The sequence below is a fragment of the Streptomyces sp. NPDC052114 genome, assembly GCF_040680155.1.
Lineage (GTDB): Bacteria > Actinomycetota > Actinomycetes > Streptomycetales > Streptomycetaceae > Streptomyces.
Window position 1 is genome coordinate 220,328 of the sequence record NZ_JBFAWC010000015.1, and the last position, 26,270, is coordinate 246,597.

Annotated in this window: 18 protein-coding genes; 10 read left to right on the top strand and 8 right to left on the bottom strand. The window is 72.9% G+C overall.

The window, feature by feature from the left end; all coding sequences use genetic code 11:
• Window positions 1-32 precede the first annotated feature (32 nt).
• The 5 genes from AB0L89_RS30350 to AB0L89_RS30370 form a co-directional block, all read right to left on the bottom strand.
• Window positions 33-1,148, bottom strand: a complete 1,116-nt coding sequence (locus AB0L89_RS30350) for a hypothetical protein (RefSeq protein WP_365147799.1) — start codon at window positions 1,146-1,148, stop codon at window positions 33-35.
• A gap of 8 nt (window positions 1,149-1,156) precedes the next feature.
• Window positions 1,157-2,263, bottom strand: coding sequence for a hypothetical protein (locus AB0L89_RS30355; protein WP_365147802.1), 1,107 nt, complete (start codon window positions 2,261-2,263; stop codon window positions 1,157-1,159).
• A gap of 59 nt (window positions 2,264-2,322) precedes the next feature.
• The gene (locus tag AB0L89_RS30360) at window positions 2,323-4,467 is read right to left on the bottom strand and encodes a DegT/DnrJ/EryC1/StrS family aminotransferase (protein ID WP_365147805.1); all 2,145 of its coding nucleotides are present in this window, start codon (window positions 4,465-4,467) and stop codon (window positions 2,323-2,325) included.
• Between the two features lie 6 nt (window positions 4,468-4,473).
• The gene (locus tag AB0L89_RS30365; protein ID WP_365147808.1) at window positions 4,474-5,646 is read right to left on the bottom strand and encodes a radical SAM protein; all 1,173 of its coding nucleotides are present in this window, start codon (window positions 5,644-5,646) and stop codon (window positions 4,474-4,476) included.
• 569 nt (window positions 5,647-6,215) lie between these two features.
• Window positions 6,216-6,941 (bottom strand): Clp protease N-terminal domain-containing protein, encoded by a 726-nt coding sequence (locus AB0L89_RS30370; RefSeq protein WP_365147811.1) that lies wholly within the window; start codon window positions 6,939-6,941, stop codon window positions 6,216-6,218.
• A 241-nt stretch (window positions 6,942-7,182) separates the two neighbouring features.
• Here AB0L89_RS30370 and AB0L89_RS30375 point away from each other — a divergent pair, with 241 nt between their 5' ends.
• From AB0L89_RS30375 to AB0L89_RS30410, 8 genes are all read left to right on the top strand, one after another.
• Window positions 7,183-7,938: a 3-hydroxybutyrate dehydrogenase gene (locus AB0L89_RS30375; RefSeq protein WP_365147813.1), complete on the top strand. Its 756-nt coding sequence runs from the start codon at window positions 7,183-7,185 to the stop codon at window positions 7,936-7,938.
• A gap of 375 nt (window positions 7,939-8,313) precedes the next feature.
• Window positions 8,314-9,327, top strand: coding sequence for a pyridoxal-phosphate dependent enzyme (locus tag AB0L89_RS30380; RefSeq protein WP_365147816.1), 1,014 nt, complete (start codon window positions 8,314-8,316; stop codon window positions 9,325-9,327).
• Window positions 9,328-9,609: 282 nt separating this feature from the next.
• Complete coding sequence (locus AB0L89_RS30385; RefSeq protein WP_365147819.1) at window positions 9,610-10,638, top strand: ornithine cyclodeaminase family protein; 1,029 nt, start codon at window positions 9,610-9,612, stop codon at window positions 10,636-10,638.
• A gap of 50 nt (window positions 10,639-10,688) precedes the next feature.
• Window positions 10,689-12,551 carry a GNAT family N-acetyltransferase gene (locus AB0L89_RS30390; protein ID WP_365147822.1) on the top strand — a complete coding sequence of 621 codons (1,863 nt, stop codon included), beginning with the start codon at window positions 10,689-10,691 and terminating at the stop codon, window positions 12,549-12,551.
• A complete protein-coding gene (locus AB0L89_RS30395) occupies window positions 12,548-13,807 on the top strand; it encodes an ATP-grasp domain-containing protein (RefSeq protein WP_365147825.1) in 1,260 nt (419 codons plus the stop codon). The genes AB0L89_RS30390 and AB0L89_RS30395 overlap by 4 nt, the downstream gene beginning before the upstream one ends.
• Window positions 13,804-15,054: an MFS transporter gene (locus AB0L89_RS30400; protein ID WP_365147828.1), complete on the top strand. Its 1,251-nt coding sequence runs from the start codon at window positions 13,804-13,806 to the stop codon at window positions 15,052-15,054. The genes AB0L89_RS30395 and AB0L89_RS30400 overlap by 4 nt, the downstream gene beginning before the upstream one ends.
• A gap of 42 nt (window positions 15,055-15,096) precedes the next feature.
• Entirely contained in the window at window positions 15,097-16,071 is a 975-nt protein-coding gene (locus AB0L89_RS30405; RefSeq protein ID WP_365147831.1) for a diiron oxygenase, read from the top strand.
• Window positions 16,068-17,045: an ornithine carbamoyltransferase gene (locus tag AB0L89_RS30410; protein ID WP_365147834.1), complete on the top strand. Its 978-nt coding sequence runs from the start codon at window positions 16,068-16,070 to the stop codon at window positions 17,043-17,045. Before AB0L89_RS30405 ends, AB0L89_RS30410 begins: the two co-directional genes overlap by 4 nt.
• Here AB0L89_RS30410 and AB0L89_RS30415 read toward each other — a convergent pair.
• A complete protein-coding gene (locus tag AB0L89_RS30415) occupies window positions 17,036-19,819 on the bottom strand; it encodes an AAA family ATPase (protein ID WP_365147837.1) in 2,784 nt (927 codons plus the stop codon). The genes AB0L89_RS30410 and AB0L89_RS30415 overlap by 10 nt on opposite strands.
• Window positions 19,820-19,931: 112 nt before the next feature.
• Between AB0L89_RS30415 and AB0L89_RS30420 the strand changes: the two genes are divergently transcribed.
• Both AB0L89_RS30420 and AB0L89_RS30425 read left to right on the top strand, forming a co-directional pair.
• Window positions 19,932-21,008, top strand: a complete 1,077-nt coding sequence (locus tag AB0L89_RS30420) for a dihydrodipicolinate reductase (protein ID WP_365147840.1) — start codon at window positions 19,932-19,934, stop codon at window positions 21,006-21,008.
• Window positions 21,009-21,023: 15 nt separating this feature from the next.
• Window positions 21,024-21,503 (top strand): carboxymuconolactone decarboxylase family protein, encoded by a 480-nt coding sequence (locus tag AB0L89_RS30425; protein ID WP_365147909.1) that lies wholly within the window; start codon window positions 21,024-21,026, stop codon window positions 21,501-21,503.
• Between the two features lie 21 nt (window positions 21,504-21,524).
• Here the strand turns inward: AB0L89_RS30425 and AB0L89_RS30430 are convergent, their stop codons facing one another.
• Together AB0L89_RS30430 and AB0L89_RS30435 are read right to left on the bottom strand one after the other, a co-directional pair.
• Complete coding sequence (locus AB0L89_RS30430) at window positions 21,525-23,165, bottom strand: GMC oxidoreductase (protein WP_365147843.1); 1,641 nt, start codon at window positions 23,163-23,165, stop codon at window positions 21,525-21,527.
• A 170-nt stretch (window positions 23,166-23,335) separates the two neighbouring features.
• Window positions 23,336-26,158: a M4 family metallopeptidase gene (locus tag AB0L89_RS30435; protein WP_365147846.1), complete on the bottom strand. Its 2,823-nt coding sequence runs from the start codon at window positions 26,156-26,158 to the stop codon at window positions 23,336-23,338.
• Window positions 26,159-26,270: the final 112 nt, after the last annotated feature.

Consider the following 26,270-nt stretch of genomic DNA (forward strand, 5'->3'; position numbering starts at 1 on the left):
AGGTTCACGATGCGTGTCCTTAGGTCCGTCGGTCAGTAGACGCCCTCCACCGCCTCCCCGGCGTCCGCGGACTCCCGGAAGGGCCGCACCGCGGCCACCCCGTCCCAGGGGAACCAGGGGTGCGGACCGGTCCTGACGGCGCTGTCCCGCTCCAGGAGGTTGGGCAGGAAGAGGTCTTCGAGGAGGGTCGTGGTCCGCACGCGGCCCCGCTGCCCCACCTCGACCTCGCGCCAGGGATCGGCGGGATCGACGACGGTGAGGACCGCGAAGGGCGGCGGCAGGTGGTAGGAGTGCCCGGTGCCGTCGGGCACCTCGGGCGCGCCCGCCACGGCGTCGGCCTGAAGGGCGTGCCCGACCAGGGTGTTGCCGTACGTGTCGATCCACTGCACCCCCGTCAGGTGCTCCGCGCGCAGGAACTCCGCCTCGGCGGCGGTGCACGAGGTGCCGCCGGTGCACACCGCGCGGATCCCGTAGGTGTGCAGCGGGCGGGGCAGCCGCATCGCCAGCTCCAGGAGCAGCCGGGAGGTGGTGAAGAGAAGAGAGGGCCGCTCGGCGGCGAGCAGGGCGAGGGTCTGGTCGATCAGATGGGCGGTGTACGCGTCCGCCTCGCCGCCCGCGCGCAGCGACGCCTTCACCCAGCGGGGGTCGAAGTCGATGGCGAACACGGCGCCGCGCCAGCTGTCGGCGAGGCCCTCCACGAAGTGCCCGTACGCGTGCGGCCCGCTCGGCGTCATCGCGAGGATGTCGCCGCCGGCCACGCCGCGCGCCTCCAGGACCGTGCGGTAGATCTCCACGTCGTACGCGAGGCGCGTGACGTTGACGATCCGGCAGGGCGTGCCGGTGGTGCCGCCGGTCTCGAAGACCCGGAAGGGCCGGTCGCCGTAGCCGCGCGGGCGCAGGTCGCGGGCGCTCGCGGCGCGCAGCTCCGCCTTGTCGAAGAGGCCGAAGCGCTCCAGCGCGGCGACGCCGTCGATGTCCTTCACCGGGTCGAAGCCGAGCTTGTCGCGCCGCCCGACCCAGAAGGGGCTGCCGGTCTCCGGCTCGAAGTGCCAGCGCATCATCCGGCGCGTCCACGTGTCGAGGTCGATGCCGAGCTCGGGAACGCGCTCGCGCAGCGTGTCGGGCAGCGTGCCGAAGACGGTCGTCATGCGGGACCTCACTTCGCGGGGCGGTACACGAACAGGGACTCTGCGGTGATGGCCCGCGTGGCGTCGGGCGTGGCGCTGAGAACGGCGGCGAAGGGGAAGGGGACCTCGTGGCCGATGAGGGGATGGAGGCCGGCGGTGCGGGTGACGTGGCCGTCCAGCAGGGCGAGTCGGGGCATGGCGTACACGTCGCCCGCGTCGCCGAGGGCGACGGGTGGGCGGCGGGTGAGGATGCGGTCTTCGGGGTGGAGGCGGTCGAGGATCGAGCGGTTCGCGCTGTGTGCGGCTCCCCGCTCCCGCAGGGCCGTCAGGGGCCACGCGCCGTCCGGCGGAAGCGCGTCGAGGGCGTCGGCCAGCGCGCGGGCCAGGAGCTGCGCTTGGTCGGGGGCCTCGCAGACCACGGTGCGTACGTTGCTGCAGAACCGCCCCGCGTCCCCCGCGATCAACGGAAGCAGCCACGTCACCGTTTCGTCGACGGTCATCTCCGGGGGCACCAGGGCACACCCCCGGCCCGGTCCGTGCAGGGTGAGTGCGGGGGAGCGGCGCACCGACGACGCGAGCCCGGCACCGCCGTACACGACGTGCCGGTCCGTACGCCTCAACAGGCCGTGCAGGACACGCTGTTCGGCGGGGTACAGGCCGACGCGGGACGCGGGCCAGCCCGCCGCGAGCAGGGCGGCGACGAACCGGGCGGCGGAGAACGGCTCGCGCCGGCTCGGGCGCAGCCAGACGCCCGCCGAGCGCTCGGCCTGGTCGCAGGCGGTCGCGAGGCAGGTGAAGGTGTTGCCCGGCAGGGCGACCAGGGCCAGCAGCGTGTCGGGCTCCGGAGCGCCGCCCTCCTTCAGCAGGCCGTCGCGCAGCATCGCGCACCACCGGTCGACGAGCGGCCCCGGCAGACCCGCACTCTCCCACAGGGCGGTGCGGAAGTCGTCGGCGCTCTGCTCGCCGAGGCCCCCGACCGTCACGGTGCCCTGGGCGAACAACTCCATTGCGTCGAGGAGAAGTTCTCGGCGGCCGGACAGCGGGGGAAGGTCGTCGACAACGGTGTCCCACCAGCGGCGGTCCGCGTCGGCGACGATCTCCGGAACGAGGGCGAGTTCCACGCTCGTGCCGGGCAACGCGGCCCGGTCCAACGACGTCCGCCACTCCCCCCGGCGAAACGCACTCAGCACCGTCGTCACGAGAGCTCGCCGCGGAGGGCGGTGACCACGCGGAGCTGTTCGTCCTCCGTGAGCGACGGGTACAGCGGCAGGGCCACGTGGTGGCGGGCGAACCAGCGGGCCCGTGCGAACGGGCCCTCCTCCGCGGCCTGTTGACGCAGCGGCGCGAAGAAGGGGTGGTCGCACAGCAGGTGGTCGTAGACCTCACCGGCCAGGGCCACCCCGTGCCGCTCCCGCAGCCGCTTCTTCAGGAGCGCGCGGTCCAGCGGCCCGTCGGGGTCGAGATAGACGAGGTACTTGTAGAAGTTGCTGCCCGCCGACGAGGGCACGGCGTGCGGCCGGACGCCCGGCACGTCGACGAGCAACGCGTCGTAGCGCGCGGCGAGTTCGCGCCGCACCGCCAGCGTGCGGTCGAACCGCTCCAGGTCGACCGTGCCGACGGCGGCGTGCAGTTCGCTCAGGCGCCAGTTGCCGCCGGGACGGTCGTGCAGCGTGGAGCCCTGCGCGCTCTTGCCGTGGTCGCGCCAGCGCCGCACCTGCTCCAGGTCGTCCGGCAGCGGCGAGGACACCAGACCGCCCTCGCCGCTGAGCGCGACCTTCGTGGGGAAGAAGGAGAAGGCGCCGAACCGTCCGAAGCTGCCTGCGGGCCGTCCGTCGAGCGTCGCGCCGAAGGCGTGCGCGGCGTCCTCCACCACGGGCACGCCCCGCTCGCGGCAGTGCGCGAGCGCCGTGTCGAGCGCGGGCGAGACGATGCCGCCGATGTGCACGGGCAGGACGGCGGCCGTGTCGGGGTGCCGGTCCAGGGCGGCGCACAGGGCGTCCGGGTCCAGACCGAGCCCGTCGAGCTCGATGTCGACGAAGCGCACGGCGGCCCCGGCGCGTACCGCTGCCGCCGCCGTCGCGAAGAACGTGTTGACCGGTACGAGAACCGTGCGGCCCGCCACGCCGATGATGCGCAGCGCGATCTCCAGGGCCGCCGCGCCCGAGGCGACCGCGGCGGTCGGCGTGCCGGTCCAGGGGCGGGCCAGCTCCTCGAAGCGGGCCACCTGCGGTCCCTGCGTGAGGATTCCGGAGGCGAGCGCGGCGTCGACGCGGTCGAGCACGGCACGCCGGTCGGACACCTCGAAGTGGATGCGTTGAGCGGGTACTTGGGCGGCCCGGGCGCGTGATCCGTCGCCGTCGTACGCGGGGACGGCGAGCGCGCGCGTGAAGAAGTCCGCCGCGTGTCCGACGTGCGTGCCGTGCCCCATGGGCAGTTCGTGGATCTCCGCGACGGCGCCGGCCTCGGCGGCCGCGTACGCCTCACGGACCGTGTCCGCCGCCGCCCGCGCGTCGGCCGGTTCCAGATACGCGTCGGCCGTGCCGTACTGCAACTGGAGCGGGGCCGGGGCGAGCGTGCCGTAGAGGTCGGGCAGGTCGGCGTACTCCAGGATGCCGGGGAGCACCGCGCCCTCGTGACCGGTCAACAGCCGTTCGAACAGCGCCGGATAGGTGCCTAGGTGGCTTGCCGCGCAGAGCGGGAGGCCGCGGCGGTCGGCGAGCAGGGCGGTGTGCAGGGCGACCGCCGCGCCCAGGCTGTGGCCGAACAGGCCGATGCGGTCCTGGTCGACCAGCGGATGCGCGGTGAGCACGTCGAGCGCGCCCAGGGCGTCACCGGTGAGCGCGCCGAGCAGGGAACGGCCCGTGAGCGCGAACGCGTGGGCCAGCAGGGTCCCTTCGTCCCGCCCGGCCCTGCGCCCCTCGTCCATGGCGCCGCCGATGCCGTGGTCGAGGGAGAGGGTGACGAAGCCCGCCCGCGCCAGTTGCTCGGCGACGTTGCGGTCGGGGTGGTCCGGCGGCACGTCGCCCGTCAGCTGGTCCAGGCGCGCGTTCTTGCCGCCGAGGACGAGGACGGCGGGGCCGGGCGCGGCGTCCTCCGGCGCCAGGAGGGTGCCGGAGAAGGAGCCGCGTACGGCCGACGCGAACACCAGCCGCTCATGGCGCAGCCCGTCGCGCACCGAGACCGTGGACTCCGCCGTGGTGAGCGGGACGCGCTCGACGCGCGCCAGCCGCTCGACGACGGCGCGCACCTGGCGGGCGCGCGCGGGGTGTTCCGCGGCGGTCTTGGTGTGGCGCAGTGCGGGCTCGGCCGCGAGGAGCCGGCGGAGGTGACGTAGTTGCATGCGGGCTCAGACGAAATCGCCGTGCAGGGTGCTGGGGACTTCCAGCGCGTACGCGTCCAGCGCCTCGTCCAATTTGATCTGCCCGCGCTTGAGGAGTTCCAGGAGTTCGTTCTGCGGGCGGTAGAAGCAGGATTTGCACAGGTCGGTCCTGCGCGGATTGGACTCTTCCCATTCGGCGCGCGGGCCGCCGTCCAGGACCTGCTCATATCCCTGTTCGAGGACATTGCCGATGAGATAGCGGCTGTTGAGGTGCACCTGCGGGCAGGGATAGAGATTTCCGTCGGCGCCGACGGCCGTGACGAAACGGCTGTAATGGCAGCGCTCGAAGTCGCCCTCGACCTCTTCGACCTGGTCCATCGGGCCGCGGTCCAGTTTCGGCACCGACACCTCGAAGGCGTCCGTGGAGAGGGCGGCGGCGCGGGTCAGGGACTCCGAGATCTCGGACATCACGGATTCGATGGTCTCGTGGCCGAGGGCGCTGTAGAACTCCGGCTCGAAGCGCACGTAATGCGCCCCGGATTCATGGGCGATGTGGGCCGCCTCCATGATCTCCCGGTAGTTCTGCAGCGTGATCACATAGTTGAAGCCGATGCGGAAGTCCGGGTCGACGGCGCGCTCCCTGAGCCGCCCGACCGATCCGATGAACTTCGAGAACGTCTGCTCGCGGTCGCGCGTGATGTCGTCGAAGGTCGCCTCCGTGCCCGCGTTCAGGCCGATGCGGACCCAGGTGTGCGTGTCGGCGACGCAGTCGGCGACCTTGGGGCGGCCCAGGCGCGAGCCGTTGGTGATCAGACCGATGCGCAGCCCGGCCTCGTGCCCGGCGCGGCAGATCTCCGTGTACCCGGGGTGGATGGTGCACTCGCCGCTGCCGCAGAAGGTCACGGCACGCCCGTCGTTCGCCGCGAACTCGCGCAGCAGGGTGACGGCCTTGTCGGTGGCGATCGAGTCCTTGAACGAGAACAGGTCGTAGAACTGCTCCTCGTTCGGTGAGTGGAAGTTGCAGAAGTTGCAACGCATATTGCAGGCGCCCATGATGCCGATCCGCATATGGACGGGCTTGATCTCCTGGCCCGCCACGAAGCGCCGCAGCAATTCCCCGTGGGCGAGGACCTTCTGTGGTGAGTGCGCCTGATCGAGGCTGACGATCGGTAGTCCCTCACGATTTTGGGGGGCTGCCATTTGAATGTCGCCGGAACCGGGTGTGCTGTTCACGAACCCCCCACGCATGATCGGTGTGCAGTGACGTCGTGCATCCTGCGGTGACGTTGTTCATCGCGGTCCTTGGGACACTAGGGAGGCCCCCAAAGGCTGTCAATGGGTCTAGACAACCCCGGAGTTGATGGCGGAATCCGAGCCGCCGGTCTGTCGGAAGACACGAGCCACGTGATATTCGAGAGCGCCCCGCACGTCGTCCGGGGTGCACCGGTCGTGCGCCACGTCCATGCCGGGCCCGGGGGCGGTGGGACTGCGCGCGCAAGGGGCGGCGAACACCCGCAGTGCGGTGTCCCGTTGGCCGTCAAGAGGCAGAAACTCGTCGAGAACGGCCCGAAGCGGAGCGCGGGGGTCGGTGAGGCCGGCGGGGATGCGGGAGCGTGCGCTGCGGTCGTTGTCCTCGTGGAGCAGACGGAGTGCGCAGACGAGAAGCCGGTGTTTGCTGTCGAAGTGGTACTGCACGACGCGCAGCGACACCCCCGCCGCCGGGGCCACCGGGGGCGGGGGTCACGGCGAAGGAGCGCCGTGGGCGCGGGTCACGACGAGCTGAGCGCCTCGGCGATCGCGGCCGCCGTGGCGGCCTTGTCGACCCCGGCCTCGGCGAGGGGGCCCGAGCCGTCCTCGTGCTCCAGGAGCGCCAGCAACAGGTGCTCCGTCCCGATGTAGTTGTGCCCGAGGCGCAGTGCCTCGCGGAACGTCAGTTCCAGGACCTTGCGCGCGTCGGCGTCGTAGGGAACGAGCGCCGGTACCTCGGGGGCCGTCGCGGGCAGGTGCTCCACGGCGGCGGCGCGCACGTCCTCCAGGCTCACGCCCTGCGCGACGATCGCCTTGGCGGCCAGCGCTTCCGGCCCGTTCAGCAGGCCCAGGATCAGGTGCTCCGTGCGGATCTCGGCGTGCTCGGCGGCCTTGGCCTCGTCCTGCGCGGCCATCAGGGCGCTCTTGGCCCGGTCGGTGAAGCGGCTGAATCCCTGGCTGGGGTCGAGGTCCGGCGACTCGCCCTGCTTCTTGGGGACGAAGCGCTTCTGGGCGGCCTGCCGGGTGACGCCCATGCTCTTGCCGATGTCGGTCCAGGAGGCGCCGGAGCGGCGGGCCTGGTCCACGAAGTGGCCGATGAGGTGATCGGCGATGTCACCGAGGTGGTCGGCCGCGATCACCGCGTCCTGGAGCTGGTCGAGCGCGTCCGTGTGGACCTTCTTGATGGCGTCGATGAGGTCGTCGAGGCGGACCGGGTTGGTCGCTGCGGTGCCTTGGGGGTGCGTCATGTGACAACCGTAGGTTGACGCTCGCGGCGGTGTCAACCGGAGGTTGTCACCTGGTGTCGGGTTCCGGATGGGCCCTCGGCGCTCGCGAACTCGGTTTAGAGGTAAGGGAGTTCGCCTCCCGTAGGGGAGCCGTCCCGCGTCGACCCACCTCGCGTACGGTGTTCGCCCACACCCCCGTGCCCCGTTCTGTGGTGGCCGTGACCATGGGAGGACCCGGCTCCGCCTCCCTAGCGTTCCGGGCATGACGAGCGAACACGACCTCACCGGCCGCACCGCCCTGGTGACCGGCGGCGGCAGCGGCATCGGACGGGCCTGCGCCGAGGCGTTCGCCGCCGCCGGTGCCCTGGTCCATGTCGTCGACGTCGACGCGGAGTCGGCGAAGGCCGTGGCCGGTACGGTCGGCGGCGTGCCGCACGCCGTCGATCTCACCGACGCCGATGCGATCCCCGCGCTGCCCGCCGCCGTCGACATCCTGGTCAACAGCGCGGGCACCCAACACGTCGCGCCCATCGAGGAGTTCCCGCCCGACCGGTTCGAGCGGATCCAGCGCCTGATGGTCACCGCGCCCTTCCTTCTCCTGCGGCACACCCTGCCCCACATGTACCGGCGGGGCTGGGGGCGCGCCGTGCACATCTCCAGCGTGCACGGCCTGCGGGCCAGCCCCTACAAGTCCGCGTACGTCGCCGCCAAGCACGGCCTGGAGGGGCTCAGCAAGGTCGCCGCCCTCGAAGGCGCGGCGCACGGGGTCACCAGCAACTGCGTCAACCCCGGATACGTACGGACGCCGCTGGTCGAGGGGCAGATCGCCGATCAGGCCGCCGTGCACGGCATCGCCCCCGAGGACGTCGTCACGGACGTCCTGCTCGGCCGCTCCGCCGTCAAGCGGCTGATCGAACCGGCCGAGGTCGCCGCCCTCGCCGTCTGGCTCTGCGGGGCGCACGCCGGGTATGTCACCGGTGCCTCGCTCCCCGTCGACGGCGGGTGGGGCGCGAGCTGAACCGTCCGCGGTCACCCGGACCGGCACCGCTGCCTGCCCCAGGGAAACCCTGGGGTCGGCCGCCCCGAGCAGTGGTTGAACGACGGAACCAACGGCTCACCGAGCCCCTGTTCGACGTGTCCCGTCCCGCCCGCCCCGACCGTCCCGCGCGCCCCGGCCGCCCACCCGGTCCCCCACCGCCAGACCCCAGGGTTTTCACGGTCGCCCCCGCCCCTGTAAGGGGCCAAGGTGGACCCACGGTCGCGGAGCCGCGGCGGACCTGAAACACCGACACGGGGGAGAAGAAAGCCGGTGACCGGACGTACTACGGGGGTGTACGCACGGACGGGCCGCCCGGGACCGGGGGAGCGACCGTCACGAGGGCGGGGGACGGGGGTGCCCGGGGAAGGCACCCCCGCTCGGGAGCGGGACGTCTCCGGGATCGGCCGCACGCCCTTGCTGCCGATACGGCTGCGGGTCGCCGGACGCTGGCGCGAAGTGGGCCTGAAACTGGAGCAGTTCAACCCAGGCGGTTCGGTCAAGGACCGGACCGCCTACGCCTTGGTCGAGGACCTGGAGGACCGCGGGCTGCTCGGCCCGGGGCGCACGGTGGTGGAGTCCACGTCGGGGAACCTCGGCGCGGCCCTCGCCTATGTGTGCCGCAGCCGGGGCTACCCGTTCGTCGCCGTCGTCGACCCCAAGACCAGCAGCCGCAACGTCGACGGGATGACCGCCCTGTCGGCCGTCGTGGAACGCGTCGACCGGCCCGACGACCATGGCGGCTACCTCCAGACCAGGCTGGACCGGGTCCGCGACCTGCTCGCGTCCGACGCCTCCCTGGTCTGGCCCGACCAGTACCGCAACCCGGCCAATCCGCGCGTCCACCGCGAGATGACCGGACCGGAGATCCTGCGGCACGGCCAGGGGAGGCCGGACGTGGTCTTCGTGGCCGTCTCCACCGGTGGCACGCTCGCGGGCGTCGCCCAGTACCTGCGCATGGTCGCGCCCGAGTGCCGCGTCGTCGCCGTGGACGTCCGCGGCTCCGTGGCGCTCGGCGGCCCGCCCGGACGGCGCGCGCTGACCGGCATCGGCGCGGGCCGCCCGTCCGCGTTCGCCCGCCCCGCCGACTGCGACGAGGTACGGCACGTGCCGGACGCCGAGGCCGTGGCGGCCTGCCACCGGCTGCGCGCGGCCACCGGCGTCGGCGTCGGCGGCTCCTCCGGCGCGGTGCTCGCCGCGGCGGCCCGCCATCTCGCCGAACACCCGGACACCGGACGGGTCGTCTGCCTGTGCGCGGACGGCGCCGACCGTTACGAGGACACCGTCTACAGCCGTGCCTGGGTGCGCGACCAGGGACTCGCGGACACCGCGTCCGCACGGCCCGCCTTCGACACCGCGCTCCTGGCCTGACGGCCCCGACGGAGCAGGGCGAACGGCAGACCGGACGACAAAAGACGGCCACAGACCAATACGAACCGCACGGCACCACCGAAGTAGCGGTACGGACCGCGCGGCGCGGCCGAACGATCCGCACGGACCGCGCGGCACCACAGAAAGATCCGCACGGACCGCGCGGCGCCGCCTCGCCATCCGTACGGACCGCACCGCACCACCGAAGAACCCGTACGCACGGACCACTCGGCACCACCGCGTACGACCGCGACAGGCACCACAACGGGGGACCACACCACCATGCCCGCTCACGGCACCATCACGCGCCATCCCGACACGCTCACCTATCTGTCCGGCGAGGAGGTCCGGCAGGCCTGCGCCGAGATCGACCCGCTCGCCTGCATGCACGAGACGCTCGTCGCGCACACCGAGGGCAGGACGATCCTGCCGCCCGAGGCCTACCTCGGCTGGGAGCCCGCCGGCGGCGGCGAGGCCCGCAGCATCAACATGCCCGGCCTGGTGAACGGCGGCCTCACCGCCGCCGGCACGAAGATCATCAACGCCAACCCGGGCAACGTCGCCCACGGCCTGCCGCGCGCCAGCGGCCTGACCGTGCTCTTCGACCCGCGCACCGCACGGCCGCTGTGCGTCATGGAGGGCGCGCACATCAGCGCCCTGCGCACCGCCGCCGTCTCCGTGCTCGCCGTCCGCCGCCTCGTGCGGCCCGGCGCGCGCACCGCGGCCCTCTACGGCGCGGGCGTCATCGCCCGCGAGCACGCCCTGATGCTCGCCCGCAGGCTGCCGGGCATCGAGGAGATCACGGTGTACGACTCCGCGCCGGGCCGTGTCGCCGAGTTCGAGCGCGACACCGGCGCGCGCCTCGCCGCGTACGGCGTGAAGGTCAAGGCCGCCGACGACGCGCGCGCGGCCGCCGACGGCGCCGACGTGGTCGTCGCCTGCACCAGCACCCGGCGCGGTTACATCGCCCGCGACTGGCTCGCCCCCGGCGCGCTCGCCGTGAACGTCTCGCTCGACGACCTCACCGAGGACGTGCTGCTCGGCGCCGACAAGCTGTACGTCGACGACTGGAACCTCATCCGGGACGACCCGCACCGGCTGCTCGGCCGGCTCCTGCGCGACGGACGCGTGCGGGAGGAGGACGCCGCCACGATCGGGGAACTGCTCACGGGCACACGCCCCGGCCGGGAGTCCGACGACGAGCTGATCGTCGTCAACCCCTTCGGTCTCGCCGTCGAGGACATCGCGCTGGCCCACCGGGTGTTCCGGATCGCCCGCCACCGGGGCCTCGGCACCGCGCTGCCGCGCTGACGCCGCCCCGCACACCACGCACTCGCCTTCCGTACACCACGGAGAACACTGTGAAACGACTGCTGTTCGTCGCGGGCCGCAGCGGCCCGTCCCTGGACTACGCCCTGCCGAAGCTCGCCGCCGTCGCGTCCGTGCACGCGGTGATCCTCTCGCCCGTCGACGCCTTCGCACGGGCCCGGCTGGACCAGCACTGCGCCGACGTCACCGACCGCGCCGACGCGCCGGACCCGGTCGAGGCGCTCGTCGCGCACGCCGAACGGGTCGGCGCCCACGGCCTCCTGACGTTCTCGGAGTACGCCGTACGGCCCGTCGCCGATGCCTGCCTGCGGCTCGGCCTGCCCGGCCCCGGCGCCAACGCGGCCCGCGCGCGCGACAAATGGCTCATGCGGCTGCGCTGGCAGCGCGCCGGCCTGCCCGTGCCGTGCTTCCGCCAGGTCGGCAGCCTCGGCGACCTCCAGCGGGCCAGGGACCGGCTCGCCACGCCCTTCCTGCTCAAGCGCGCCGACGGCGCGGGGTCGATCGGCCATGTCGTCATCGGGCAGGACACCGACATCGTCGAGGTCTGGCACCGCGCCCTGGAGGTCGACAAGGCCGCGTACCGCGACGGGTTCGGCGACTACGCGCACGGCGCGCACGTGCCGTCGTTCGTCGCCGAGGAACTCATCGCCTCCACCACCGAGTCCTGGTACGCGCCGCAGGACGACGGCACGCGCGGCTACGGCGACTACGTGAGCGTCGAGGGAATGGTCGCGGGCGGCACGTACCACCCCGTCTGCGTCACCGGCCGGCTGCCCACCGTCGCGCCCTTCACCGAACTGAGCAACCAGGCCCCGTGCGTGCTGCCCGAACGGCTCCAGCGCGTCGTCGAGGAGCACGCGCGCCGCGCCGTCGACGCCCTCGGCCTGGACACCTGCGCCACGCACACCGAGCTGAAGCTGATGGCCGACGAACGCGTCACCCTCCTGGAGACGGCCGCCCGCGTCGGCGGAGCCATGGTCACCCGCGAGGTCGAGGAGGTCTTCGGCGTCGACCTGATCACCCTCCAGGCACGCGAGGCGCTCGGCGAGCCGCAGAAGTACCCCGAGCGGATGGCGGTCACCGGCGGCGGCCGGGCCGCCGCGTCGCTCGCGCTGATCGCCACCGACTCCCGCGGCACGCCGTGGCGGACGCTGCCGCGCTTCAACTGGCGTACGTTCGACTGGAGTTCCCTGGTCTCGCCCGGCACCACGGTGGAGGTCGCCGAGGGCAGCACCGTGCCCGACGGGACCGTGATGCCCCGCTACGACGCCGCGGCCGCCGCACTCAGCATCGGCGGCATCGCGTACGTCACCGCCGACGACCCCGCCACCCTCAAGGCCGACACCTACCGCATCCTCGACGGCCTGGAGGGCGCCCTCGTCGCCGCCCGGGACGGGCGGACGTCCGAGGACACCGGGCGGCCGCAGGGCCCCAAGGGCCGCCCGGGCGACGGGCGCCCGCCGCTCCCGCTCCGCACGCCGCCGCCCGTCCGCTACGCCGAGGAACTCCCCGACGCCGCCGAGGTGGCCGGCCTCTTCCGGGCCGCCGAACTCAACGGCCCGCTCGACGAACCCGACCGCATGCGCCGCATGCTGGAGACCTCCCAGCACATCCTGACCGCCCGCGTCGACGGCGAACTCGTCGGCCTCATCAGGGTGTTGACCGACCTGTCGTTCAACGCCTTCGTCGCCGACCTGGCCGTCCACCCCGGGCACCAGCGCCGCGGCATCGGCAGTGAACTCCTGCGCCGGGCCACCGATCCGCACCCCGGCGTCAAGTTCGTCGTCCACCCCGGAAACCACTCCGGCGACTTCTACCGAAAGCAGGGCTTCGTGTCCGCGCCGGAGTGCGTGGCCCTGCCCCGGCGCGAGAACCCCACGAAGGAGGGCCGATGAAGCCCGTCGACGGAACGGTCCTGGTGGTCGGCAGCGGCACCGAGGAGTACCGCGCGTACCTGCTGCGCTCCGCCGCGCTCCGCGCCGACCTCTGGCTGCTCGACGCGGCGGCCCCCACCTGGCAGGCCCCGCACCTCGCCGGATCGACCGCCGTCGACCCGAGCGACACCAACTCCCTGATCGAGGCGGCCCGTTCGGTCGCCGCACACCGCAAGGTGCGCGGCGTCCTGTGCTACGACGAGGCGCTGATCCTGCCCGCCGCCCAGGTCGCCGAGGCCCTCGGCCTGCCGGGCCCCTCCGTGACCGCCGTGCGCAACTGCCGCGACAAGAACCGCACCCGCGCGCTGCTGCGCGACGCCGGGCTCCCGCAGCCCCGCTACGCCCTGGTCGCCGACCTCGCGGAGGCGGGCGCCGCGGCCGAGTGGATCGGCTATCCGGTGGTGGTCAAGCCCCGGGGCCTCGGTGCGAGCCGCGGCGTCGCCCTGGTCCGCTCGGCCGCCGACCTGGCCCGCCTGTTCGCCGACGCGCGGGCCGCCGACTATCCGGGCGTCCCCACCTACCGGGCGGGCATCCTCGTCGAGGAGTACCTGGAGGGGCCCGAGATCAGCGTCGACTCCGCCGTCCACGACGGCCGGTGCCTGCCCATGTTCCTGGCCCGCAAGGAAGTCGGCCTCTCCCCGTACTTCGAGGAGACCGGCCACATGGTGAGCGCGGACGACCGGCTCCTGGACGACCCGGCCCTGCGCTGGGTGCTCGACCGGACCCACCGCGCGCTCGGCTTCACCGACGGCATCACCCACACCGAACTGCGCCTGACCTCAAGGGGATTCGTGGTGATCGAGGTGAACGGCCGGCTCGGCGGGGACCTCATCCCCTACCTCGGCTCGCTCGCCACCGGCATCGACCCCGGCCTGGTCGCCGTGGACGTGGCCGTGCGCACCGCGCCCGACCTCACCCGCGACCGCGCCCGCACCCTGGGCATCCGCTTCCTGTACCCGCCCGAGCACTGCCGCGTCGAACACGTCGCCGTGCCCGGCCCCGACCCCGACCGGGGGCTGCTGCGCGCCGTCGCCCTGGCCGCGCCCGACGACGAACTCCGCCTGCCGCCCCTGGACTACCTCCAGCGGTACGCGTACGTCCTGTGCGAGGCCGGCACCCCCGCCGCGTGCGCCGCCCGACTCGACGCGGCCACGGCCCAAGTGCACCTGGAGCGAGGGGCGCTGGACCTCACGCCCGAAGAGCGGGCGGTGACATGACCGCCACGGACCCGGCCGCCGGGAGTGCCGGAGCCGCCCCGGGCGAGCGGCCCGACCCGGGCATCCGCGCCGCCCTGCGCGCGCTGCCCGGACCCGCCCGGCTGCTCCTCGCCGGAGTCGCCCTCAACCGCATGGGCTCCTACGTCCAGGTCTTCGTGGTCCTGTACGTCACCTCCCTCGGCCACACGGCGGCGCAGGCGGGGCTCGTCCTCACCGGCTACGGCGCGGGCTCCGTGCTCGGCACCCTGCTCGGTGGGACCCTCGCCGAGCGGATCGGCAACCGCCTCGCGATCGCCGGCTCTGTGATCGTCACCGGGCTGCTCACCGCCGTCCTGCCCGCCGCGCCCGGCTACGCCACGCTCCTGATCACCGTCACCGCCATCGGCACGGCCTCCCAGGTCTACCGCCCGGCGGCCTCCGCGCTGCTCGCCGAACTCCTGCCGCCCCAGAGGCTGGTGGTGGCATCGGCCGCCTTCCGGCTCGCGCTCAACGTCGGCGCCGCCCTCGGGCCGCTGGCCGGCGCGGCCCTCCTGACCGGTTCCTACACGCTGATGTTCGAGGTCAACGCGGCCGTCTCCGTGGTGTTCGGACTGGTGGCGCTCGCCGCCCTGCCCGACGGCAGGCCCGACGCGACCGCGCCCGCCGAGCGCACCCGCGCCCGCTACGCCGACGTCCTGCGCGACCGGCGGTTCACGCTCGTCGTCCTCGCCCTGTTCCTGATCGCCCTCGTCGAGTCGCAGTACCTCTCCGCGCTCCCGCTCGACCTGCGCGACCGCGGCGTGCCCACGGCCGTGTACACCGCGCTCGTCGCGCTCAACGGCCTCCTGGTCATCGTGGGCGAACTGCCGCTCACCCGCCATGTGCAGCACTGGCCCATGCGCGTCTCCATCGCGGGCGGCATCGCGCTCATCGGCGTCGGCATCGGCCTGTACGGGGTGCACGCGGGAGCCGCCCTGCTCGTCGTCGCCACCGTGGTGTGGACGCTCGGCGAGATGGTCGCCGCGCCCTCGACCCTCGCCTACCCGGCGCTCACCGCACCCGAAGGGGCACGCGGCCGCTATATCGCCGCGCTCTCCGCGAGCCAGAGCGTCGGCTACGCCGCGGGGCCCGCCCTCGGCGCGCTCCTGTTCCAGGGGCTCGGCGCCGCCGTCTGGCCCCTCTTCGCGGCCGTCGGGCTGCTCGCCGCGGCGGCGGCCCGCTCCGGGGTGCGCCAGCCGGAGGCGCTGCGCACCGCGCCGACCGCCTAGCCGCCGCCCGTACACCGTCAACTGCCCGAGAGCAGAGAAGAGATGCTGAACAACGACACGCCGGACTGGTACGAGCGGTCGGGGGTGCGCAGCGGTCCGCACCGGACCGTCCAGGGACCCCTGGACCCCTCGACCCGCTTCTTCCCGCACCACCTGGTCCCGTACTGGAACCACCCGCTGGTCCGCGCCCTGCCCGACCGCCGCCGCCACGAGCTCCTCGCCCGGCACCTCTACCACTACCTGACGTTCACCGCCCACTTCGAGACGCGCGTCGTCAACCGCGCCACCGAGCGCATCGCGGACGGCCGCTCCGGCCTGGCCCTGCCCGCCCCCGTGCGCCTGGACGCGTACCGCATCTACTGCGACGAGGGCTACCACGCGCTGTTCAGCCTCGACGTCGTCGAGCAGATCGCCGAGGCCACCGGCATCCCGCCGCTGCCCTACGCCTTCGACCCCTTCCTGAACCGGCTCGACGGCATCGGCGCCGAACTCCTCTCCGGAGAGCCGGTGCTGGCCCAGCTCCTTCAGGTCGTCGTCTTCGAGACGCTGGTCACCTCCGTCCTGAACGAAGTGCCCAAGGACCGCGCCGTGCTGCCCGTGGTGCGCGAGATCGTCCGCGACCACGCCCGCGACGAGGGACACCACCACGTCTACTTCTCCCGCTTCTTCGAACGGCTCTGGCGCGACCTGTCGACACCGCTCAAGCGCCGCGCCGCCCACTGCCTGCCCGAACTGATCGTCTCCAGCCTCACGCCCGACCTGCGGCCGGTGGGCGCCGCGCTGACCGTGGCGGGCCTCGACGCCGACGACGTGCGCGAGGTCATCGCCGACAGCTACCGCGACGGGCGCAGCGCCCGGACGCTGCGGGCCACCGCGCGCCACGGCGTCCGTCTGTTCCGGGACACCGGAGTCCTCGAACTGCCGGGCGCCACCGACGCGTTCGCCGCGGCGGGTCTGCTCGACGACGTGCCGGACCGGCCGGATCCCCTTGTGTCATCCCTGGAGGAAACACCATGACCACCGCCACCACCACCGTCCCCCGGGGCGCCCCGCCCCAGGCCACCGAGGCCGGACTGTTCTCCCTGGCCGACCTGCCCGCGGCGACCGTCACCCGGCTCGCGGAGCGGTCCGTGGCCCTGCACCGCGACCCCACCGCACACGACAGGCCGCTGGCCGGCGCCACGGTCGGCGTCCTGTTCACCAAGCCGTCCACCCGCACCCGCACCGCCTTCACGGTGGCGGCCGTCCGCCTCGGCGCCACCCCCGTCACCTACGGCCCCGGCGACCTCCAGCTGTCGACCGGCGAGACCGTCGAGGACACCGGACGCATCTTCGGCAGCATGCTCGACGGCCTCGTCGCCCGCACCGCGGGCCCCCTGGACGAACTGCGGCGCCTGTCCCGGTACGGGCACCTCCCCGTGGTCAACGCCATGGCCACCGAGGAGCACCCCTCCCAGGGCCTGTGCGACCTGGCCACGCTGACGCTGTGCCTGGGCGACCTGCGCGGACTGCGCCTCCTGTACGTGGGGGAGGGCAACAACACCGCGACGGCCCTCGCGCTCGCCCTGTCCGGCGTGCCCGGCTGCGAGGTCACCTTCGCCTGCCCGCCCGGCCACGGACTGCCCGAGGACCTGCTCGCGACGGCGCGCGGGCGTGCGGCCGGGGCGGGCGCGACGATCGCCGAGCGGGACACGGCACGGGACCTGCCGACCGGCGTCGACGTCGTCTACACCACCCGCTGGCAGACCACCGGCACCAGCAAGAGCGACCCGGCGTGGCGCGAGCGGTTCCGGCCCTTCCACGTCGACGAGGACTTCATGGCCCGCAGGCCCGGCGCGCTGTTCCTGCACGACCTGCCCGCGCACCGGGGCGACGAGGTGTCCGGCGCCGTCCTCGAAGGGCCGCGGTCGGTGGCGTGGACGCAGGGCGCGATGAAGCTCAGCAGCGCGACGGCCGTACTGGAGTGGGCCCTCACGGGTGCTCAGACCTGAGAGGCCTCCGAGGCCTGCGCGAGGAGCCGGACCAGCTGCGCCCTGCGGTGCACCCCGTCGAGCTTGCGGTAGATGTTGCTCAGATGGAACTCGACGGTCTTCACGCTGAGGAAGAGCCGCTCCGCCACCTCGTGATTGGTCAGCCCCCGGCCGACCACCAGGGCGACCTGGAGTTCCTGCGGGGTGAGCCGCTCCAGCGGCGCCCGCTCCGGGCGCACCTCGGTGCCGCCCGCGGCGCGCAGCTCGGCGGCCACCCGCGCCGCCCAGCCGGTCGCCCCGAGCCGCTCGAACGTGGCGAGGGCCCGCTCCAGCAGGCGGCGGGCCTCGCTGCGCCTGCCCTGCCGGCGCAGCTGCTCGCCCCACGCGAACTCCGTCCGCCCCCGCTCGAAGGGCACCGGACGCTCCGAGAGGAGTGCCAGGGAACGCCGCATGTGCCGGGAGGCGTTCTCCGGGTCGCCCGGTTCGAGCAGTCCCCGGCAGCGTGCCGCCGCCCCCGCGGTGACCGGACGGTGGCCCCGGCTCGCCTCGAACTCCAGGACGTCGAGGACCTCCCGCGCCTCGGCGGTCATGTGCAGATGGACGTACGCGTCCGCCAGGTCGGCCGCCCACGTCAGATACAGCCCGTCGCCCCGGCCGTGGCTCCGGGAGAAGGACCGCACCTCCTCCAGGTGGTGCACGGCCTCCTCGAAGCGGCCGAGGCCCAGCTCCAGGAGACCGAGCGCGCCGCCCGCCCGCGCCGCGTCCATCGGCAGCTCCGTCGAGGCGGCCCACTCCATCGCCTGCGCCGCGTGCCGCCGGCAGTCCTCCTCGCGGTTGAGGGCCGCCTCGGTCCTGGCGAGCGAGGCGAGCGCGCGCGGCACCTCGATCAGCCGTCCGGTCGCCTCGGCGAGCCGCACCGCCTCGTCGGCGTGGGCGAGCGACGGCGTCCAGCGGCCCCGCCAGAACTCCACCACCGACAGCGTGCACAGCAGATGCGACAGGAGCCCCACCGCGCTGGACCCGCGCGCCGTGTAGGCGGCGCGGTCCAACAGGCTGTGCGCCTCGTCCAGTTCCTCGGCCGCCAGGTGGCACAGGCCGCCCACCCCGGAGAGCGGATAGGGGAAGGCGGGGTCCGGCGAGGCGAGGGGCTCGGCGAGCTCCCGCAGCAGGGCACGGCCCGCCTCGGCGTCCCCGCCGAGCAGCAGCACCAGCGTGCGCAGCAGGCGCACCGGCAGCAGCGTCTCGTGCGCGGAGTCGGCCAGCTCCATCGCCGCCGCCGAGCTGCCGCGGGCCGCGGTCAGGTCGCCGACCGCCAGCTCGGTGAGCGCGATGCCGCCGAGCATGACCGCGGCGAGCGCCGGGTCGACCTTCTCCGCCTCGTCGACGGCCGACTTCAGCAGTTCGCGCGAGCGCATCGGCTGGCCGCGCTGCACGTCGAGGTAGCAGCGCAGCTGGCGGATGTCGAGCTGGGTGCCGAGCTGCTCGGCGTGCTCCAGCGCGCGGTCCAGGATCGCGGCGGCCTCGTTCAGCGAGCCCGCCGCCTGGGAGGCGCGGGCCGCGCACAGCAGCCGCTCCGCCTTGCGCTGCCCCGGCGGGGTGAACCGCGCCGCCCGCTCGTACAGCCGCGAGGCCAGCGGATAGGCGAGGGTCTCCGGGGCGCCGGATGCCGCGTTCTCCAGGAGCGAGGCGACGTGCTCGTCCGGCTCCGCGCCCGAGGCGGCCAGGTGCCAGGCGTACTGCTCCAGGGCGGGGGCTGTGGCGCCCTGGAGGGAGCGGGCGATCGCGTGGTGGGCCCGGCGCCTGCGCACGGGCGTCGCGCCGTGGTAGACCGCCGAGCGGACCAGCGGGTGCCGGAAGGCGTACCCGTCCCGCTCCTCGACGACCAGCCCCGCGGCCTCGGCGGCCTCCAGCGACTCGTAGCTCAGACCGTGCGCCCGCAGCGCCGCCTCGGTGCCGGCCAGCGGCCGGGTCCCGAGGACGGCGAGCAGCAGCATCGCGTCCTGCGCCTCCGCGGGCAGCCGGGCCACCGCGCTGCCGAAGGTGTGGGCGAGCATCTCGCCGATGGGCAGGGGCGCTCCGGCGTCCGCCTCCTCGTCGCCCACCGCGCTGCCGGCGAGCAGGGCGGGCAGTTCGATGAGCGCGAGCGGATTGCCGCGCGCCTCGGCGAGCAGCCGGGACCGCTCCCGGTCGCTGAGTTCGGCGGTGCCCTCCTCGGTGATCAGGCGGAGCGCGGAGTCGTGGTCGAGGCCGATGAGGTTGAGGGTCTCGATGGACGCGAGCCGGGCGACGGCCTCCTCCAGCTCGTCGCGCGTGGTGAACAGGACGACGACGCCCTCGCGGCCGAGCCGCCGGGTGGCGAAGGCGAGCGCGTCCAGGGAGTAAGGGTCGAGCCACTGCGCGTCGTCGACGGTGACGAGGACGGGGCCCTCCTCGGCGAGCGCCCCGAGCAGACTCAGGGTGCCCGCGGCGACCGCGAAGCGGTCCTGGGCGACGGCGGGACCGAGCGCCAACGCGCCGGTGAGCGCGGCCGCTTGGCGCTCGGGGATGCGGTCGAGGAAGTGCAGCACGGGCCGCAGCAGATCGGCGAGCCCCACATAGGGCAGGTCCGACTCGACCTCGACGCCGCGCGTGTCGAGCCGCAGCAGGTCGTCGGCCTGGTCGGCGACGTACCCGACGAGGCTGGTCTTGCCGATGCCCGCCTCACCGCGGATGAGCAGGGCGCCGCTCTCGCCCCCGCGTGCCTTGTCGATGAGGGCGAGAAGACGAGCGCATTCCGCGGAACGCCCCAGGAGCATGCGTTCAGCGTACCGGCGGTACGTGACTTCGGAGAGCCGTGGAGGGGGACGTATCTTTTCTTCTCGGGTCGTGCCTCTGTCAACCGAAGGCACCCCTCGCTACCCTCCGCGCATGATTCCCACGGTGGTCTGGGGCACCGGCAATGTCGGCCGTGCGGCCGTCCGAGCCGTCGAGGCCCATCCCGCGCTCTCACTCGCCGCTGTGCTCGTGCACAGCCCCGCCAAGGTCGGCCGCGACGCCGGTGAACTCGCCGGTATGGAGCAGCGGTTGGGGGTCGCGGCGACCGACGACGTCGACGCGGTCCTGGCCGCCGGGCCGCGCGCGGTGGTGTACGCGGCCTCCGGCGACCTCCGCCCCGACGAGGCGCTCGCCGACGTCGTCAGGGCGGTGCGCGCCGGGGCCGTGGTCGTCACGCCCGCGCTCTACGCCTTCTACGACCGGCGCAGCGCACCGCCGGAGTTCAGCGACCCGGTGCGCGCGGCCGTCGTCGAGGGCGGCGGCTCGCTGTTCGTCTCCGGGGTGGACCCCGGCTGGGCCAACGACGTGCTGCCGCTGCTGGTCAGCGGCCTCGGCTCCACCGTCGACGCGATCCGCTGCCAGGAGATCTTCGACTATTCGACGTACGACCAGGAAGAGGCGGTCCGCGGCCTGATCGGCATGGGGCACCCGATGGACTACGAACCCCTGATGCTCGCGCCGTCGATCCCGACCATGGTGTGGGGCGGGCAGATACGCCTGATGGCGCGGGCGCTCGGCGTCGAACTCGACGAGATCCGCGAGACGTTGGAGCGCCAGGCGCTGGACGCGACGGTGCGCACCAGGACGATGGGCGAGTTCGCGGCGGGCACGCAGGGCGCGGTCCGCTTCGAGGTCCAGGGGATCGTCGGCGGCGAACCCCGCATCGTCATCGAGCACGTCACCCGCATCCACCCCTCCTGCGCGCCCCACTGGCCCCTGCCGCCCGACGGCGGCGACGGCGCCCACCGCGTGGTCGTGGAGGGCCGCCCGCGCATCGAGGTGACCATCGAGGCCACCGACGAGGGCGAGAACCGCTCCGCGGGCGGCAACGCGACCGCGGTGGGCCGCCTGGTGAACGCCGTCGACTGGCTGGTGGACGCCGCACCGGGCGTCTACGACGCGCTCGACGTCCCGCTGCGCCCGGTGGCGGGCCGACTCGGAAGGAAGTGACCCATGGGCGGATCCCTGCGCATCGACATCCCCGAGGGACAGGACGCGATCCCTTACGTGTGGGGCGACATGGTCCCCGAGATCGGGGCGGCCGCGTCGAACTTCTCCCTCGCCGTGTACGCGCACACGAAGCTCGGCCTGCGCGAGTTCGAGGCGGCCCGGCTGCGGGTGGCCCAGATCAACGGCTGCGCGTTCTGCCTGGACTGGCGCACCGAGCGCGACGGGGAGAAGGTCGAGGAGGAGTTCGCCGACGCGGTGACCCAGTGGCGCACCACCGACGCCTTCGACGACCGCACACGGCTGGCCGCGGAGTACGCCGAGCGGTACGCACTGGATCACCTGGGGCTCGACGAGGAGTTCTGGGCGCGGATGACCGCGCACTACAGCCAGGCCGAGATCGTGGAGCTGAGCATGAGCATCGGGTCCTGGCTGGCGTTCGGCAGGCTCAACCACGTGCTGGGTCTCGACACGGTGTGCGTCCTGCCCCGGCCCTGAGCCGCCGGTCCCCGAGGGGAGCTACAGATCGGCGGCGACGATCTTCTCGATGTTCCGCTCGGCGAGCGCCGTGATGGTGACGAACGGGTTGACGCTGGTGTTGCCCGGGATCAGTGCGCCGTCGATCACGTAGAGCCCCGGATGGCCGTGCAGACGGCCGTAGTTGTCGGTGGCCCTGCCGAGCACGGCGCCGCCCAGCGGGTGGTACGTGAGGTGGTCGCCCCAGATCTTGTAGGTGCCGAAGAGGTCGGTGCGGTAGATCGTCCCCTCCTTGGCGTTGATCTTGTCGAAGATGGTCTTGGCGGCGTCGATCGAGGGCTGCTTCCAGGCGGTCTGCCAGTTCAGCTCGGCGCGGCCCGCCGCCGTGTTCCAGGTGAACTCGGCGCGGTTCGGGTTCTTGGTGATCGACAGGTAGAACGACGCGTACGTCTCGATGCCGGTGGGCAGGGGCGCGACCTCGGCGAAGGCGCCGCCCGCGGCCCAGTTGTCGATGCCGGCCGTGGGGATGGACGACTGGAGCTTGCCCGTGGCGTCCCACATGTGGTTGGCGCGTCCGCACATGACGTTGCCGTTGTCGCCCCAGCCCTTGCCGACCTCGCCGTTGAGGCCGGGCAGCGCGCCGGTGGCCTTGAGCTTGACCAGGAGCTTGCTGGTGCCGACGCTGCCCGCGGCGAAGAAGACCTTGTCGGCGGTGACCTCCTTGGTGGCGCTCGTCCCGCCGCCGGTGGTGAGCTGCTCCAGGGTGACGCGGTAGCCGCCGCCGGACGCGGGGGTGACCGAACTGACGCGGTGCAGCGGTGAGACGGTGACCCGCCCGGTCGCCTTCGCGCGGGCCAGATAGGTCTGCTGGAGGGACTTCTTGCCGTGGTTGTTGCCGTAGAGGATCTCGCCGGCCAGCGCCGACTTGGGGACGGTGCCCGCCGCCTCCTGCTTCATGTACTCCCAGTCGTAGACGTCGGGCACGAAGACGAACCCGAAGCCGGAGCGCTGCGCGTGCTTGCGGCCGACCCGGGCGTACTGGTAGCACTCGGCGGTCTCGAACCAGGCCGGGTCGATGGTGTTCACGCCGAGGCCCGCGTTGGCGCGCGGGTAGTAGGTGCCGTACATCTCGGCCGCGTCGACCGACGGCAGGATCGCGGCGAAGTTCTCCCGCTTGGGGGTCACCGCCATGCCGCCGTTGACCAGGGAGCCGCCGCCGACGCCGCGGCCCTGGTAGACGATGATCCCGCCGAACTCCTCGGCGTCCAGGATGCCGGTGTGGCGCGGGACGTTCTTGTCGATGGGGAAGCCCAGGAAGTTGCTGATGGGCTGCTTGGTCTTGGTGCGCAGCCAGTAGGAACGCTCGTCGGGGCTGGTGGTGTTGGCGAAGATCTTGCCGTCGGAGCCCGGGGTGTCCCAGGCCATGCCCATTTCGACCAGCTGTACGTCGACGCCCGCCTCGGCGAGCCGCAGCGCCGTGACCGAGCCGCCGTAACCGGAGCCGATCACCAGGACGGGGACGCGGGCGCCGTCGGCGATCGGCCGGACGGCGGCGGCCGCGGCGGGTGTCGGCGCGGCCAGACCGGTGAGGGCCGCGGCGCCAAGAATAGAACTGGTTCCAGTGATGAATCTTCGACGTGACACACCCTCAGATGTCGTGCCACACACGGCAGATGCACTCATGTGATCTTCCTCACGTTTGAGTGAATGAAAACGAGTTCTACTGCCGTGAGGATGGGAAGTCACGCCATACTTGCGGGTAATTTCCGGCCGCGCCGACGGGAAGGCCCCGGCCCCTCCCGGACGGGGGAGGGGCCGGGGCCTTCGGTGTGCGGGGCCGTCGTCGGGCGGAGCTAGGAGCAGTTGCCCGCCGGGCGGGCCCGTGTGACCAGGTCGGTGTGGCCGGTCGTGCCGTCGATCCACACCACGCGCCGGCCGGTGTCGGCCGCGCCGTAACTCTGCTCACCGCGGTTGCAGGAGACCCGCTGAAGCCCCTTGCCGTCCAGGTCGGTCTGGACGAGCTTGGTGAGGTTGCCGTTGCTCCAGCCGCGCTCGGGCTTCCACTGCGTCAGCGTCAGCGCCGAGTCGGAGGCGTCGAGGCCCCAGAAGTGGGCGTCGTCGCTGTTCTCGGGGATCACGTCGGTCAGCCCCGTGCCGTCCAGCTTCGCGCGGCGCAGGCCCTGCCGGTTGTCGTCGGCGATGTCGTCGACCAGCCAGTAGAGGTACTTGCCGTTGATCGCCGGGGTGGAGATGCCGAGGTAGGCGCCCTTGGCGGGGACCAGCGTCCGCTTGCCGGTCCGCACGTCCGCGATCTCGGTGGAGACCTGCTGGACCCCGTCCTCGTCGGTGTAGACCTTGGCGTATCCCAGCTTGTCGCCCTGGAGCGTGGGCAGCGCCGTGAGCACGTCGTACCGGCCGTCGTCCACGAAGTGCGGCTCGCGCTCGCCCGGCTTGATGTACGCGACGCGCTGCTGGCCGAACGGGCTGGACTCCTGCCAGGCGACGGTGTCGCCGAAGACCCGCACGTTGCCGACGGTGGTCCCCGCCGACCAGAGCTTCTTGACGGGCCCGCCCTTCAGGGGACGGGAGAGGACCTCGACGCTGTCCGGGCCGTACGCCGCCCACGCGACCGTCTTGCCGTCGGTGTCCGCGTACACGTGGAAGCGCCCGTCGTTCGGGCTGATCAGCTTCGGGGCGCCCGTGCCGGAGGTGCGGCCCGCGTACACCGAGTACGCCTCCTCGCCCGCCTCGTCGGACTTCGAGGTGGCCCACCAGCCGCCGCCCGCGCCCGCGCCGGTCCGCTTGGTGTTGAGGTCGCCCAGGAGCTTGTCGGAGTCGGCGCCGATCGCCTTCTCCCAGCCCTTGACGATCCCGTGCGCGTCGAAGGCGCGGTGGACCGCGCGCAGGTCGGCGCCCTTGGTGCCGAGGTCCTTGGCGGCGGCGACCACCGCGTTGCGGGCCTCGGTGAAGCCGTCGAGCGGGGTGAGGTACTCGGTCAGCGCCTTGTAGACGATGCGGTCCGCGCGCTTGCCCCCGAGGTCCTCGCGGATGTCCCACAACGCACCGGAGAAGATGGTGGAGTTGAGGTGCACGCCGCCGCTGTCCGTGGCGTACGTGACGCCGAGGAAGTCCTTGCCGGTGGTGCGGCCGTCGTTCAGGTCGCGCATCGCGCAGTCCTTCGGACCCTGCGTGCGGCACAGGTTCTCGCCGATCAGCGAGGCCTCCGGGGAGCCCTCGTTGCCGGTGGCCGTGACGTCGATGGCGTTGCCGAAGTAGTCGGCGACCGCCTCGTTCAGGGCGCCGGACTGGCCCGTGTAGACGAGACCCGCGGTGTGCTCGACGACGCCGTGCGTCATCTCGTGGCCGACCACGTCCAGGTCGGCCGAGAACACCTTGTTCTCCTCGTCGCCGCCCCCGTAGACCATCTTCTGGCCGTCCCAGAAGGCGTTGACGAACGGCAGACCCTGATCCGTCACGCCCACCAGGGAGTTGATGGCCATGCCCTTGCCGTCGAGGCTGTCCCTGCCGTGCCGGGACTTGTAGTAGTCGTAGACCTCACCGGCCGCCCAGTGCGCGTCGACCGCGCCCGACTCGGTGGCGTCCTTGCCGAACTCCGGCGTCGGCGAGGTGACGTCCTTGAGGCCCGCGGGCCACCGGCCCGAGGCGTCGTCGGCGTCCACGTCACGGGCGTCGTACGTGGTGATGGGGTTCTTGCTGCCGCCCCACTGACGGCGCTGGTCGATCAGGCCGTACGCACCGGTCTTCGCGTCCTTGGTCACGTCGAGGGCGACCTTGCCGCCGTCCAGCTTCACGCCCGACCCCGTGGCGCCGGGGTGGCCGGCCGGTCCGTCGAAGGCCTGGATGCCGGAGTAGCTCAGGACCGGGAACCCCGCGTCCGCGTCGACGTAGATCTCCTGCTTGACCGGTGCCCCGGTCGCCGGGTCCTCGCCCGTGACGGTCACGTGGTAGGTCAGCACGCCCTTGCCCTGGGGTAGGACGACGAGGCCGTGGGAGGTGCCATTGAGTGAACTCTTCCCGCCCTGCTGCTTCTTGGGGGCGGCGGCCCCGTGCTTCCCGGCGCCTTCGGCCTTCTGCCCCGCCTTCGGCCCGCTCAGCTTCGTCCAGTTGCTCGCGCCGCCCTCGGAGAGCCCCGCGAGAGCGGACGCGGTGGCCCGCTCGATCGCCGTGCGCTCCGACACCTTCGCCTCGGCGCCCACCGTGAGACCGGTGAAGTACTTGCCGGACGTGCCCGTGACGACCCGGTCGCCGCCCTTCTCCTCCAGACGCACCAGATACTGGCCGCCGAGCACCGGGATGCCCCGGTGCTTCTGCTGGAAGCGCACCGCCTCGCCGGTGCGCCCGCGCACCGTCTTCCCGGCGGTCAGATCACGCCGGGGGTCGGCTATTCGGTAGCGGCTCTTCTTCTGTTCCAGGTGCTTCTTCGCGGCCTCGGCCACGCTGCCCGAGGACTGGGTGCGCTCCTCGATGCCCTCCACCAGGGCGGGCGTCGCGGTGCGCTGCCCGGGTATCAGCTCCGGCTCCGGATCCGCGGCGTGTGCGGCCGGTGCCGGGGCGGCCAGCAGGGCCGCCACACCGAGCAGCGCCGCACCGCCTGCCGTGGCGCCGGATATCCGGGCCCGGCGAATTCCCCCGGTTCTGCCAGGTGTTGAGCTCATGGGTGACTTGTTCACATTCCCCTCCATGGCAGGGCCGCAGGTCGTGCGGCCCTCTTGATCATGAAGGTGCCAGACGAATGTGGATCAAGTGATAACGCGGTGTCACAACTGT